Origin of the sequence: Allocoleopsis franciscana PCC 7113 (genome assembly GCF_000317515.1) — a bacterium.
GTDB lineage: Bacteria > Cyanobacteriota > Cyanobacteriia > Cyanobacteriales > Coleofasciculaceae > Allocoleopsis > Allocoleopsis franciscana.
In genome coordinates, this window is the sequence record NC_019738.1 from 3910240 (window position 1) to 3922002 (window position 11763).

Consider the following 11763-nt stretch of genomic DNA (forward strand, 5'->3'; position numbering starts at 1 on the left):
GCAAGCGAATAAGGAAATCTACCATGAATCTAATCCGTGAAATTGCCCAACAAGCACTGACAACCGGCTATCTGACGGTAGAAGCCGAAAACCAACTACGCCAGCTTCTAGCTAAGAAGTATGAGTGGGAAGACTTTAGAGCGTTTATCAGATTACAACAGGAGGCGATGGAAGGCCGAGTGAGGCAAGAGTCTCGTGAACTTTTATACTCTGGAGAGCTTTCGGGTGACGGTGTCAATCAAGAAGTTGCGCTTGCTTCTTAAGGTAAAATCTGTGTTAATCAGCCCTTTAGGGCAATGGCGATCCAGAAGTGTGCTGCTGCGACCGTAGAGTCAATCAAGTTAATCTTCCATACATATCTGTCTGTTTGATGTTCTGTCTTAGATGAACCTACCTAAGAAGCCATAACTTGGAGCTATCCCTTGAGTAGCACGCCCTCCGTTTTGCTGGTATCGTTCGCGTCACGTCTCCAAGAGAAAGAAATGGCTTCTTGCCCATGAGGTAGGTGATTGGCTTGCCGCCGCGATTGCACAATAGCCACGTTGATTTTATTTATTCCAGAACAGATGGCACCGAATTAAACGACCACACTAATATACAAATTACATCGAGAACACAGTCTGTAGATGTGGGTCACAGGAGAATATGATGATTAAAGTTACAGTGGAGAAAAGCTCCCTAAACTCCAGTGGTCGATCTTTCTATCCTGATCAAGACGTTTGTTGCGGTGTTTGTCCTCGTTGATGCTTTGGGCAATGTCCCGATTTTATTGGTTCTGACGAAGGGCATGGAACCTGAGGAAAGACACAATGTAGTCGATCGAGCCATGACGATAGCGACATCGGTTCTGCTAGCCTTTGCCTTTGCAGGTCAATGGGTTTTGAAGTATTTAGATATCAGTATGGGGTCTTTGCGAGTAGCTGGGGGGCTACTCTTACTGATCATTGCTTTACGGATGTTAGAGGGAGAAATGGATACACCGATGGTTGAACAGGGACGTGATGTTGCCATTACTCCATTGGCTTTGCCTTTGTTAGCCGGACCTGGAACACTCACCACTGTCATGCTATTGATGTCTGAATCGCCTACAGCTCATTTGAGTGTAGTGATTGGTATTGTTGCTGCTATGCTGGTAAGCTGGCTAATTGTACGTTTGGCCGGTCGAATTGATGCTTGGATTGGCCCAGAAGGTGCGTTGATTATTATTAAACTTCTAGGTTTTCTGTTGGCAGCCTTGGCAGTGGAAATCGGCAGTGCTGGAATTCGTGAACTTTTTCTGAGCTGAAAATGAATTACCCGAAAAATAACTAAGATACCCAGATTTGCTATTAAGACTCTGGATATCCTAGTGAAGCTATAATCCTACAAGCCTTATCAGATATGGATTTGCTAAAAGCCCGTGACGAGGATTGAACTCGTGACCTCACCCTTACCAAGGGTGTGCTCTACCACTGAGCTACACGGGCGTTGGAGAAGTAAAAGGTAAGAGAAAAACTTTATTTGTTTTCTTTTTTCCTTTTACTTGTGTGGGAGTGGGCCGGGCTGGATTTGAACCAGCGTAGGCGTAGCCAGCGGATTTACAGTCCGCCCCCATTAACCACTCGGGCACCGACCCATTTTCGCCCACGAATATTGATAATAGCACAAGTCTTGTCGAATACCAAGAATTTTTTTTGAATCCAGAATTTTCGTCAGCTTTGCCTCCCAAGAGGCAGTCAGGAGAACTTTTAGGGGCGACCCTAGATAGAATCCCACATCACAGCGTCGCTTTCCGTGGGCGTGTCACATTAAGTTAATTGATTGACAGCCGCGATAACTTGCTGGGAAATAAAGGGAAGAATGGCTCGATTTTTGCTGTGAGCTTTGCCTTCAGTAAAGACGACTAACAGGTAGGGACTTAGGGAAGGAATCTCAATATAGGCGGCGTCGTGGCGTACCTGAGAAGTCCAACCGGCTTTAGACCAAAGTTGAGCGTCTTGGGGAAGGGCTTCACCCAAAAATCCTGTAACTTGATTTTCTTCGTCTGGCGCTAAATTACCTGAGTTGAGGTTACGTTGCATTAAACTCATCATGGCCTGCGATCGCACAGAAGAAACCGCCACCCCCCCAATAATGCTGTGCAATAGCCGCGCCGTAGCCTCAGTCGTCAGCATATTGCGATTTTCCATCATTTCTCCCAAAAACGCCCGTTCCCGCCCATAGGAGCCATCTCCCCAGGTTTTTTGGTTCACATTGATCGATTCCAGTTCTTGCCACCCTAGAGATTGAAAGTAACGATTGACAATATTGCGCTGGAACTTCCAGGTTTCAAAGGGACCATTGGGCAACTCTGGGCCGCTGGTGGTGCCGCTCAAGATATCAACGACTAAGCTTGTGGCATCATTACTGGAATCAACAATCATATCCCGCATAGCTCTGTCCAACTCAGTCGAGGGGGGAGTCATGCCGCTTTCTAACCATTCCGCGATCGCAACCAAGTAGAAGAGTTTTACCACACTGGCGGGGTAAATTCGCTCCACACCTCGATAGCTAAAACCTCGGACTTGGTGTTTCCAGAATTCCTCTGCTGAAAGGGCACCCCCCGTATTGACAGGCACGGGTGGGTCGTAGACAATCCAAGTCAGCGCAAGTTGATGGCGAGCAAGTCCTGGAAACTCAGCCCAAGTGGCTTCAAGGATTTCAGTACCGAGTTTTTCTAGTGGTTCGTCTTTCCGGAAAAAGGTCATTAGTGGCAGTTGAGTGATTAGAAATGGTGTTTAGACTTTGGAATTTTGCCGTTTAAGGTTAAAGTCTTTCCCAGATTACTGCTTATCTATCACGAATAACTCAAATGACTCATGACTCCTCGTATCAAGCTGATGAGTACTGCTGCCTTGTTAATCTAAACCTGTATGATTCTCCTAGCTGCCAGGGTTTGGCAACCCAGGCGGCTGTAGGGCGTCACTTGCAGATTGTGTCAAAAAATTCTGTCGAGGAGGCGTTAGAGGTGCGTTTGTGTGAAGATGGCTATTGTGCTTGGTTGCCCGTGCAGGAGTTTGCTGGACTGGAGCAGGCGCAAACGAGGTATCGTGCGATCGCACTTTCTCCAGAGCAAATTCAAGAACGTATTCCCGCTATTATTGCCTTTACAAAAGCGGCGATGCAACAACCGAACTACTACCTCTGGGGCGGTACGGTAGGGCCAAATTACGATTGTTCGGGATTGATCCAGGCGGCATTTGCGGCATCGGGAATTTGGCTACCCAGAGACTCTTATCAGCAAGCTGATTTTACCCATGAAATTGAGTTTAAAGAACTGCGTACAGGGGATTTGGTTTTCTTCGCCAAAGCTGAGCGAGTGAGTCATGTGGGATTACATTTAGGTGATGGATATTACATCCATAGTTCGGGTCAAGAAACAGGACGCAATGGGATTGCTGTTGACTGCCTATCAGAAGACGGAGATGAGATAGCGCGATCGTATTTTCGGCAGTTTTTTAAGGCGGGGAGAGTGGTTGCTAGTTATCAGAATAGGGATTAGGTTTTTCTGGTTCTTCTTTCTATTTTTCGTCAGGCATCAACGGAGGAACTACCGATGAGCGTTACTATTCCCATTCGTGCTATTGAACTGACTCCGGGTAGCATGATTAGCATTCATAACCTTTCTTGGCAGGATTTTGAACAACTTCTTGCTGAACTGGGAGAACAGCACAACACCCGCCTAGCGTATTACCGAGGAACTCTTGAAATTATGTCTCCTCTGGCATTACATGTTAGCGAAGCTTGGCCGAAGGGCATAAGACCTCATCGAATTATTGCTGATCTTGTCAAAGCTATCTTGGATTTCCAAGGGCGAGATTGGGAAGATTTTGGTTCAACGACTTTGAAGCAACCCGAAGTTGCCGGAGTTGAACCTGATACCTGCTTTTACATCCAGAATGCCGGTCGTGTTCGAGGCTGTACCGACATGGATTTGGCGGTTTATCCACCCCCCGATCTTGCCATCGAGTCTGATGTCACTTCAAAGACTACTCTGGATGCTTATGAAAGTTTGCGTGTTCCGGAAGTGTGGATTTATCGGAATCGCCAACTCAAGATTTACATCCTTCAGAAGGGTGACTACACTGAATCATCCGTCAGCCACATTTTTCCCAAGCTGCCCATCATCCAAATGATTCCCCAATTGGTGCAAAAAGCAATTGATGAGGGAACCAGTCGGATGCTGCGCGAACTGAAAATACAACTAGATGAATGAAAAGCTCCACAAACCAGGTTAGTTAACCAAGGCTTCTACATTCTGTCGGAAAGCCATTAAGGCTTGTTTCCCCGGATAGTCTTTTATAGACAAAAAGATAGCATCAGATACTTCTTGTGAGACTATGGCCTTGATTTCAATATTGGTATTGTAGCCTGCCATATCTCCCATGCGTTTGCCGTGGCTACCTTCACCTTGTACTTGATTAACGGTATAGCCGCTTACGCTATAGCTTTTCAACAACTGGACAAGAGCATCTTTTAGTACTGTTTCAGCAATAACAGTGAGTAGGACGGCGGATTGAACTGGGGCGGCTTCAGAGGGCATGGGGAACTCCACAGAATAGGTTTGGGGTTATCGAGGTAGTTGAGAGGGGTTTGCTGCCAAAATGGTATTGTCAACGCGTCCTTGAGTTCATCATACCTACGGCAGCGTAAATTGAACCTCAATCGCAGAATCTTCAGACATCAATTCCAGCCCATAATTCAGAAATAGGGAATGTTGGTCCTGCTTTTACTTGGCGCAGGGAATCTTTCAAATCTGCCAGAATTTGCTCGTTAGGTTCCGCTTCATCTACTTGCCTAAGCTCGTCTGTAAGAGCCTGCCACGATTTCAGAAGTTCTTCCCAAACCTCTAGAGGGACTAATACGCTTATCGTTTTACCCTGAGCATTAGTAACGTATTCCACTAGTTCACGAACGTCCGAGAGCGTCATTTCGCTATCCCTATTGCTACTCCGAATATGATAGCAACCGCAGTTTGTAAGCTGATGTGCATAAAACATCGCTCTTCTCAATCTCCCCGACTGGTGGTTGTCCGGTTGTGCGGTACGGAATACGGTTTGGCTTTGGCGATTGCCGGCGAGGCAATGATCGGTTGTGAGTTGCTAGGTGAATTTCCACATTGGAATTGCCGCTAGCGGTGGAATTAAAAGAAAGCCTATTCCTGTGCTGATGTTTGGGTGCTTCTTGATGAACTGTGTCGCTTTACTGAGCGTTGAGTGTTTCTCAACAGAATCTTTAGGTTGGGTTGACATTCCGTAGATTAGGCAATTTTCCTGTATCCACGATACATAATCTTCCCAAGCTCTGTACGTTCTACAAGGTTGGAGCAGAGCGATCGCACTTTCTTCCCTACGCTACTCCTCATCCTCGCCTGACTCATACATGTAGAACATGACAAATTCCTCAGCAGCAGCCGGATCGAGTTTCTGAAGTCCCCGCTTAATCTCAACTGCCGCCTCCGCTGAAGGATCTCTACTCTCGCTGACCCAACGACTTACGTTCGTGGGGTTGATTCCCATTGCGATCGCTAGTTGGTTTTGGCTAATGCCGTAAGTTTTCAACACCTGCCTGAGTGCTTTGCCTGCTTTTCCCATGCCTCAGATTCTGTCAGTATTACAACAGAGCGATCGCCCCATTAATTTCCCTCTTGAGGAGGGTTCTTCTCCATAGCTGCAACCAGTTCATCAATTTCCCTCTTGAGGAGGGTTCTTCTCCATAGCTGCAACCAGTTGATCAAGACTGCATTGAAGAATTTCCATCAGACGCTTAGTTTGAGTAAAGCTGAGGCGTGGCTCATCTTCCCCTATTGAAGATTGCTTTCCCGTTGCGGCAATCAGTTCATCAAGAGAGCATTGCAACCCATCCACCAGGTTTTTAGTCTGAATCAAGGTCAAATATGGCTCGTGTTCTCCTCTCTCCCAAGCGCTAACAGTCTTCACCGTCACGTCAAGAATATCAGCTAGCTTTCGCTGTGTCAGATTAGCACGCTGTCTTAGCTGTGCCAGCGTCAGTTGCTCATGCTTATTTTTTGATTGATCATCTTTATTTTTTACCATGCCCAGCTTATATGTTGCAGTTGAGCGATCGCACTTTCTTCCCCTATCCCTACTCCTCATTCTCAATCGACTCACCCAGATAAAGGCTAATAAACTCCTCAGCGGCAGATGGTTCGATTTTCCTTAAAGCTGCAACGATATCAGCAATGGTGTCACCCGTTGGGTCTATCTGTTCGTGATACCAGCGACCAACATTTGAGCGTCTAGTTTCCATTACTACTGCCAACCTATTTTGCGTAATTCCGTAGGTTTCTAAAACCTGCTTAAGGGCTTTGCCTACTTTTCCCATGCCCCTCTTCGCGAAGCGTGTCCCAAGGACATCGTGTCAGAGGCTGATGACTCCGTAAATGTCTCGTTTATGGAGACATGATGTAGACTTACAATGTCTCCATATGTGAGACATTCTTGTTAAGTAGAAACCATTACCCATGAAAAAATCCAAAGCGACGGAAGCACTCCGAGTCGCCGCAGAAATTGCTGCCATCAAAACAGCACTCCACAAACGCGGCTACCGACTTCGCAAACAACCCAAACAACCCGTCTGGAAAGTCATCATCACCCCCGAAATCTTCTACACGCTGACTTATCAACCAGCACCGATCAGCGCTTGGGTACTTCACCCGCAAGACAACGACACCCGACGCCACACACTTGAAAGCATCATTCAAAGCACCCTAAAAAAGCAACCTGCAAACCCGATTGGGAGGGCGTCATGACTTACTTAGAACGACTCAATCCCTGGTGTATCGTCCGCCCCTTCCCCAATATGCGAACCCTCATCGTCGGACGCTTTCGCCGTCGAGTAGATGCAGAAGGACACCTGCGAATTCTCAAGCAAATGATGCCAACCGTTCCCTTTGAAGTTGTTTTTGACGTAATGCCAGATGAGCTAGAAACCTGTGCCCTCAAGTCACCGGAGTAACCTCCTCACTAAAGCTCCGGCTCAATCCCCCCGAAAACGGCCGGGCTGATTCCTTCTTGTCCAAACTGCGAGGGACTTAAGTCCCTCGCTCATAGCCCAAGTCGTCTGAAGACGACTCAAAGAGGGATTGATAGTCCTCTTTATAGGACTTTCGCTATGAGACAGGGGTTTTAACCCCTGGCAGACTGCGCCACTCCCCTCGCTAACCGCAGCTTTAGTGAGGGGAGGGGTTCTTCCCAGATTCAAACCAGACTGCACCGACTCCACAACAACCATGAACGTCCTGCGCCACCACCGACTTGTCGAAATTCACGCACAACAACAAGCGTACTTACATCGTCACTCATCTAGATAACTTTTTCTTTTCCACGTCAGTCATTTGTAATAGAGTCTGTAAGATCAGACCCTCACTCACTTAAACCCTGGCGCGAATTTTTCTATCAAGTATGAACCCTTCATTGTTACCTCAAACCACTCAATCCCCTATAGATTCTGCCTTCAACCCTCTCCCGGATGTCTCCGTCGTTGTGCCAATCTACAATGAGGTGGAGAGTTTGCCTCACCTGATTGAGGCGATCGCATCCGCACTTAGCCCCACAGCACTCAACTACGAACTCATCTGTGTGGATGATGGCTCTAAAGATGGCTCAGCTGAACTGCTTAAACAACTAGCCCTAACCCATCCTCATTTACGTGCTGTCATTCTACGTCGCAACTACGGTCAAACCGCAGCCATGGCAGCCGGGTTTAAACATGCACGAGGTCGCACCCTTGTTACCTTAGATGGTGACTTGCAAAATGACCCGGCTGACATCCCCATGCTCATTGCCAAGCTAGACGAAGGCTATGACTTAGTCACCGGCTGGCGCAAGAATCGCCAGGATGCAGCCTTAACTCGATTACTACCGTCCAAAATTGCCAACTGGCTGATTCGACAAATTACTGGGGTACATGTTCAAGACTACGGCTGTTCTCTCAAAGCCTACCGTGCAGAACTCATCGCCGATATGAACCTCTACGGTGAGTTGCACCGATTCTTACCCGCCTTGGCGTTTATCGAAGGAGCAAGAATTACCGAGTTACCCGTGCGCCACCATGCTCGCCGTCACGGTAGCAGTAAATATGGATTAGGGCGTACCTTCCGGGTGGTACTGGATTTATTCACAATTTATTTTATGAAAAAATTCCTGACGCGACCCATGCATGTTTTTGGGTTATTAGGAATTATTTCAACAATGTCAGGGATCGGTTTAGGCGTGTATCTCACTATTCTCAAGCTGGGTTTTGGTGAAGACATTGGCAATCGACCCTTACTCATTTTGGCAGTCGTTTTGCTCTTAACCGGTATCCAACTGTTTTGCTTTGGTCTGTTGGGTGAGCTATTAATGCGAACTTATCACGAATCTCAAGGAAGACCAATCTATCGGGTGAGGGAAGTGGTTGAGTCTAATGTTACAAAATATAAAGAGGGAGAATAAACCCGCTTGAAGTTTGCGGGAAAACCAGGTGTGTGAAAATTTTTAGTACCCTTGAACCGCAAGCCCGAAAAAATTTAGTCTTTTTATTTGTTGCTGGTCTCCTGTTTTGGGCGAGTTTGGCTAGTTTACTGCCGACACTGCCCCTTTATGTGGAAGATGTAGGCGGTACAAAGCAGCAAATTGGTGTGGTGATCGGTGCGTTTGCGATCGGGCTACTGCTGTTTCGTCCGTGGTTGGGCAAGTTATCGGATCGCCGCAGTCGCAAGCTAGTGCTGCTGATTGGTTATGTGGTAGTTGCTATCGCGCCGTTAGGCTACTTAGTTGCCAAATCAATTCCTCTATTAATGTTGATTCGGGTGTTTCACGGCATTAGCATTGCAGCTTATACTACCGGTAGCAGTGCTCTCGTCGTGGACTTGTCGCCCGTGGAAAAGCGAGGGGAGGTGATTGGCTACATGAGTTTAACCAATCCCATTGGGATGGCAATTGGGCCTGCGATGGGCACCTTTCTCCAAGCCAGAATGGGCTACATGCCTTTGTTTCTGTTCTCGTTTGCGATGGGATTGCTTGGTTTATTCGTGGCGTTCCAGGTTCAAGAACCTCGCCTGATTCAGCCGCCTGGTGGGAAACTGAGCATGGATGCTCCAACTAACGCCTCGTCAGTGAAGCCTGATGACGATCAATTCTGGCAACTCCTCGGCAGTCCTCGTCTGCGGATTCCTACCTTGGTTATGCTGCTGACCGGTTTAGTTTTTGGGGCACTCGGCACCTTTGTGGCGCTGTATATCCGAGAATCCGGGATTGATTTTGATGCGGGATGGTTTTATACTGCCGCTGCCATGTCCAGTTTTTGCAGTCGCTTTTTCACGGGACAGGCGAGCGATCGCTATGGTCGAGGATTATTTATCACAGTAAGCTTAGTATTTTATAGCCTGTCGATGCTGCTACTTTCCCAAGCACAGAGTCCAGTTTCCTTTTTGCTGGCCGGTTTTTTAGAGGGGGTGGCGAGTGGAACCTTGATTCCCAGTATGATTGCCCTGATTTCTGACCGTTCTCAAGCTCATGAACGCGGACGAGTTTTCTCCTTATGCCTGGGTGGACTGGATATGGGAATTGCGATCGCAGGACCAGTTCTGGGTACGTTTGCCCAACAGATAGGCTATCAAGGTATCTTTGCCCTTACCTGCGGTATAGCTTTCCTCGCTCTGCTCATTTTCATTACCCAGAATAGTAAGGATTTACGCCATTCTCTCCGATTTGCTACGGGGCGCGAACGGGATATTTATGCTTTATAGCAGAAGGTAGAAGGTAGATGGCAGATGGTAGATGGCAGATGGCAGATGGCAGATGGGAAAGAATTGACGGGTATTAGTTTGAGTATGTGGCGAGTGTCAAGAGTCGCCTTGGCAACTGACTATAGCTATGTAAGCTGTATTTTGCCGTGAACGACTTCAGCGCCAGCCAAACCAACGCAGGACAGGCACTAGGATGTAATAACTTACTCCCATCCAGAAGGCTAGGATGACGCCCCAGAGACCAAAAAAAGCAACGGTATAAATGAAATTCCCAGAGTGAGAGAATATATCAATCAGCAAGGCCGCAGGTAATACATTGAACCAGACTAAACCCCCAAATAGGGTTCCTGTACCCAAGGCGGCAACGAAGGCGTGAACGAGGTAATGGCTGGGTAATCCCAGTCCTAGTACTAAAGGCAGAACCCCAACCGCCGTCACCAATCCTAGCAAGCGTTCTGGTAATGCAACAGTTCCTGTAGCTTGCCAAATAAACCAACTTATGGTATATCCGACAATGCCGGTAATAGCAGATACGATAAAGCGTCGCTCTTGACCAAAGCCCCCTGCGAGGGTCAACCCCCAGGCAGTAGACCATCCGGCGATCGCAAACATCAGCATTCCTCGCCATTCTGTAATTTGCAGTTGGGGAAAGAAAAGCCACTGTTGGGAGGCGATCCAAGTTGCCAAGCGATCGCCGACGATAGTCCCATTGATCAAAGCAAACCCAAGGGCAGCACCTGTAGTCGCACCAAGTCCCCCTAACACCATCTCCAAGGTAGTGTCCAGACAGGCGAAGACGATGCGAGTGACTACACCAAACACAAAACGCACGAGGCTGATTGTGCCTTGACCGAATGCACTAAGCACACTTTCCGCTATCGCCAGTCCCTGAGCGAGGGTCGTTGTGACCAAATCCGAGAAGGACACGGCGGGTCGTGAAGTGGACGGCCTCCTGATCGGAGCACTCCAATCCAAACGCCGCTGAATTTCAGCCACTGTGGCTGGGCGTTGTTGGGGGTCGAGGCGTACCAGGTCATCGAGTAAGCCAGCCAGGGCAGGGGTTACGACCGCTTGAGAGCGCCAGCGCAACTCTCCCGTTTCCGGGTCTTGTAAATCCTCCAATTCCTGACCTGTGAGTAACTGAATCATGGTTCGACCCAGTGCGTAGAAATCCGCCGTTGGCCCGACGGCTTCCCCTGTAATCTGCTCCGGTGGACTATAACCGGGAGAAACCAAACGTGTCGAAACCTTCTGAGAACCCAGCGACATCGAGCCGAATTGTTTTGCACCCCCAAAATCAATCGTCACCAACTGACCCGTTCCCTCACGCAGCATCAAGTTGGAGGGTTTGATATCCCGGTGAATAATTCCACAACGGTGTAACTCTCCTAAAATCTCCACAGCTTGGCCAATCCAATCCCGCACGACTTGCTCCGAACACCCTTGAGGGTGGTCGTTGAAAACATCCTGCAACGTCTGACCGTTGATTTTTTCCATCACCAGGCAGGAGAGTAATCGCTCTGAGGAATATCCCAGGCTCACCGTAAAATAGCTATCTGGCTCAACTCTGGGGATACCAGGATGCTTCAAACGTTGTAAAACCGATGCCTCTTGCTCGAATAGCTGTAATGCCTTGGGGGCAGTTTCGACTAAAACCTTCAGCACCTGCTCCTTGTTCCGTGCCATATCCCAGATGGTGTAGATGGCAGCAAAACCTCCTGTCCCCAACTTCTGGAGAGGAATGTAGCGATTATTCAACAGCAGAGCAGCTCCACAGCCATTACAAAACTTATTCCCCCAAGGCTGTGGATAGGGGCGGGGACAATCAGGGTTAATACAGTGAACCGCCTGGGCAACAGACTGATGCACAACGACCTAGATACACAGTGCCCCTCGATTCTACACAACCAGGAGGGGGCAATGAAGGTTAAAGGATGAAGTCTGTTAGCGTAGCGCGGCGTTAGCCCCGGATGAAAAAATATTTTCTTTCACGT

18 protein-coding genes and 2 tRNA genes are annotated in these 11763 nt (G+C 48.1%); 10 read left to right on the forward strand and 10 right to left on the reverse strand.

The window, feature by feature from the left end; all coding sequences use genetic code 11:
• The first annotated feature begins 23 nt into the window (after window positions 1-23).
• Window positions 24-263 (forward strand): hypothetical protein, encoded by a 240-nt coding sequence (locus tag MIC7113_RS16350; RefSeq protein WP_015183270.1) that lies wholly within the window; start codon window positions 24-26, stop codon window positions 261-263.
• A 152-nt stretch (window positions 264-415) separates the two neighbouring features.
• Here the strand turns inward: MIC7113_RS16350 and MIC7113_RS38655 are convergent, their stop codons facing one another.
• Complete coding sequence (locus MIC7113_RS38655) at window positions 416-541, reverse strand: hypothetical protein (protein WP_256374754.1); 126 nt, start codon at window positions 539-541, stop codon at window positions 416-418.
• Between the two features lie 147 nt (window positions 542-688).
• Between MIC7113_RS38655 and MIC7113_RS16355 the strand changes: the two genes are divergently transcribed.
• A complete protein-coding gene (locus tag MIC7113_RS16355) occupies window positions 689-1285 on the forward strand; it encodes a MarC family protein (protein ID WP_015183271.1) in 597 nt (198 codons plus the stop codon).
• A gap of 109 nt (window positions 1286-1394) precedes the next feature.
• On the opposite strand, the gene MIC7113_RS16360 is transcribed toward MIC7113_RS16355, so the two are convergent.
• The 3 genes from MIC7113_RS16360 to MIC7113_RS16370 all read right to left on the reverse strand — a co-directional run bounded on the left by MIC7113_RS16360 (window position 1395) and on the right by MIC7113_RS16370 (window position 2726).
• Window positions 1395-1466 (reverse strand) — tRNA-Thr (locus tag MIC7113_RS16360).
• A gap of 67 nt (window positions 1467-1533) precedes the next feature.
• Window positions 1534-1615, reverse strand: a tRNA-Tyr gene (locus MIC7113_RS16365).
• Between the two features lie 172 nt (window positions 1616-1787).
• Window positions 1788-2726 carry a serine hydrolase gene (locus MIC7113_RS16370; protein ID WP_015183272.1) on the reverse strand — a complete coding sequence of 313 codons (939 nt, stop codon included), beginning with the start codon at window positions 2724-2726 and terminating at the stop codon, window positions 1788-1790.
• 104 nt (window positions 2727-2830) lie between these two features.
• On the opposite strand from MIC7113_RS16370, the gene MIC7113_RS16375 reads away from it, so the two are divergent.
• Both MIC7113_RS16375 and MIC7113_RS16380 read left to right on the forward strand, forming a co-directional pair.
• Window positions 2831-3520 (forward strand): C40 family peptidase, encoded by a 690-nt coding sequence (locus tag MIC7113_RS16375; protein WP_015183273.1) that lies wholly within the window; start codon window positions 2831-2833, stop codon window positions 3518-3520.
• A 54-nt stretch (window positions 3521-3574) separates the two neighbouring features.
• Window positions 3575-4234, forward strand: coding sequence for a Uma2 family endonuclease (locus MIC7113_RS16380; protein ID WP_015183274.1), 660 nt, complete (start codon window positions 3575-3577; stop codon window positions 4232-4234).
• 18 nt (window positions 4235-4252) lie between these two features.
• On the opposite strand, the gene MIC7113_RS16385 is transcribed toward MIC7113_RS16380, so the two are convergent.
• Together MIC7113_RS16385 and MIC7113_RS16390 are read right to left on the reverse strand one after the other, a co-directional pair.
• The gene (locus tag MIC7113_RS16385) at window positions 4253-4561 is read right to left on the reverse strand and encodes a P-II family nitrogen regulator (RefSeq protein ID WP_015183275.1); all 309 of its coding nucleotides are present in this window, start codon (window positions 4559-4561) and stop codon (window positions 4253-4255) included.
• A 133-nt stretch (window positions 4562-4694) separates the two neighbouring features.
• Window positions 4695-4949 (reverse strand): hypothetical protein, encoded by a 255-nt coding sequence (locus MIC7113_RS16390; RefSeq protein ID WP_015183276.1) that lies wholly within the window; start codon window positions 4947-4949, stop codon window positions 4695-4697.
• Window positions 4950-5003: 54 nt separating this feature from the next.
• Here MIC7113_RS16390 and MIC7113_RS36535 point away from each other — a divergent pair, with 54 nt between their 5' ends.
• A complete protein-coding gene (locus MIC7113_RS36535) occupies window positions 5004-5153 on the forward strand; it encodes a hypothetical protein (protein ID WP_155898013.1) in 150 nt (49 codons plus the stop codon).
• 219 nt (window positions 5154-5372) lie between these two features.
• Here the strand turns inward: MIC7113_RS36535 and MIC7113_RS16395 are convergent, their stop codons facing one another.
• The 3 genes from MIC7113_RS16395 to MIC7113_RS16405 form a co-directional block, all read right to left on the reverse strand.
• Window positions 5373-5612: a helix-turn-helix domain-containing protein gene (locus tag MIC7113_RS16395; RefSeq protein WP_015183277.1), complete on the reverse strand. Its 240-nt coding sequence runs from the start codon at window positions 5610-5612 to the stop codon at window positions 5373-5375.
• A gap of 90 nt (window positions 5613-5702) precedes the next feature.
• Window positions 5703-6074: a helix-turn-helix domain-containing protein gene (locus MIC7113_RS34230; protein WP_015183278.1), complete on the reverse strand. Its 372-nt coding sequence runs from the start codon at window positions 6072-6074 to the stop codon at window positions 5703-5705.
• A 49-nt stretch (window positions 6075-6123) separates the two neighbouring features.
• Complete coding sequence (locus MIC7113_RS16405; RefSeq protein WP_015183279.1) at window positions 6124-6363, reverse strand: helix-turn-helix domain-containing protein; 240 nt, start codon at window positions 6361-6363, stop codon at window positions 6124-6126.
• Between the two features lie 139 nt (window positions 6364-6502).
• Between MIC7113_RS16405 and MIC7113_RS37280 the strand changes: the two genes are divergently transcribed.
• From MIC7113_RS37280 to MIC7113_RS38660, 5 genes are all read left to right on the forward strand, one after another.
• Entirely contained in the window at window positions 6503-6790 is a 288-nt protein-coding gene (locus tag MIC7113_RS37280) for a hypothetical protein (RefSeq protein WP_015183280.1), read from the forward strand.
• Complete coding sequence (locus MIC7113_RS16415) at window positions 6787-6996, forward strand: hypothetical protein (RefSeq protein ID WP_015183281.1); 210 nt, start codon at window positions 6787-6789, stop codon at window positions 6994-6996. The genes MIC7113_RS37280 and MIC7113_RS16415 overlap by 4 nt, the downstream gene beginning before the upstream one ends.
• 446 nt (window positions 6997-7442) lie before the next feature.
• Window positions 7443-8474, forward strand: coding sequence for a glycosyltransferase family 2 protein (locus MIC7113_RS16420; protein ID WP_015183283.1), 1032 nt, complete (start codon window positions 7443-7445; stop codon window positions 8472-8474).
• Between the two features lie 32 nt (window positions 8475-8506).
• Window positions 8507-9769: an MFS transporter gene (locus MIC7113_RS16425; protein WP_015183284.1), complete on the forward strand. Its 1263-nt coding sequence runs from the start codon at window positions 8507-8509 to the stop codon at window positions 9767-9769.
• 24 nt (window positions 9770-9793) lie between these two features.
• A complete protein-coding gene (locus MIC7113_RS38660) occupies window positions 9794-9919 on the forward strand; it encodes a hypothetical protein (protein WP_015183285.1) in 126 nt (41 codons plus the stop codon).
• Window positions 9920-9925: 6 nt separating this feature from the next.
• Here the strand turns inward: MIC7113_RS38660 and MIC7113_RS16430 are convergent, their stop codons facing one another.
• A complete protein-coding gene (locus MIC7113_RS16430) occupies window positions 9926-11638 on the reverse strand; it encodes a serine/threonine protein kinase (protein ID WP_015183286.1) in 1713 nt (570 codons plus the stop codon).
• Window positions 11639-11763: the final 125 nt, after the last annotated feature.

Coding starts and splice junctions, on each gene's coding strand:
- MIC7113_RS16350 (WP_015183270.1), top strand. CDS start 24: ATGAATCTAATCCGTGAAATTGCCCAACAAGCACTGACAACCGGCTAT.
- MIC7113_RS16370 (WP_015183272.1), bottom strand. CDS start 2,726: ATGACCTTTTTCCGGAAAGACGAACCACTAGAAAAACTCGGTACTGAA.
- MIC7113_RS16375 (WP_015183273.1), top strand. CDS start 2,831: ATGACTCATGACTCCTCGTATCAAGCTGATGAGTACTGCTGCCTTGTT.
- MIC7113_RS16380 (WP_015183274.1), top strand. CDS start 3,575: ATGAGCGTTACTATTCCCATTCGTGCTATTGAACTGACTCCGGGTAGC.
- MIC7113_RS16385 (WP_015183275.1), bottom strand. CDS start 4,561: ATGCCCTCTGAAGCCGCCCCAGTTCAATCCGCCGTCCTACTCACTGTT.
- MIC7113_RS16390 (WP_015183276.1), bottom strand. CDS start 4,949: ATGACGCTCTCGGACGTTCGTGAACTAGTGGAATACGTTACTAATGCT.
- MIC7113_RS36535 (WP_155898013.1), top strand. CDS start 5,004: ATGTGCATAAAACATCGCTCTTCTCAATCTCCCCGACTGGTGGTTGTC.
- MIC7113_RS16395 (WP_015183277.1), bottom strand. CDS start 5,612: ATGGGAAAAGCAGGCAAAGCACTCAGGCAGGTGTTGAAAACTTACGGC.
- MIC7113_RS34230 (WP_015183278.1), bottom strand. CDS start 6,074: ATGGTAAAAAATAAAGATGATCAATCAAAAAATAAGCATGAGCAACTG.
- MIC7113_RS16405 (WP_015183279.1), bottom strand. CDS start 6,363: ATGGGAAAAGTAGGCAAAGCCCTTAAGCAGGTTTTAGAAACCTACGGA.
- MIC7113_RS37280 (WP_015183280.1), top strand. CDS start 6,503: ATGAAAAAATCCAAAGCGACGGAAGCACTCCGAGTCGCCGCAGAAATT.
- MIC7113_RS16415 (WP_015183281.1), top strand. CDS start 6,787: ATGACTTACTTAGAACGACTCAATCCCTGGTGTATCGTCCGCCCCTTC.
- MIC7113_RS16420 (WP_015183283.1), top strand. CDS start 7,443: ATGAACCCTTCATTGTTACCTCAAACCACTCAATCCCCTATAGATTCT.
- MIC7113_RS38660 (WP_015183285.1), top strand. CDS start 9,794: ATGGTAGATGGCAGATGGCAGATGGCAGATGGGAAAGAATTGACGGGT.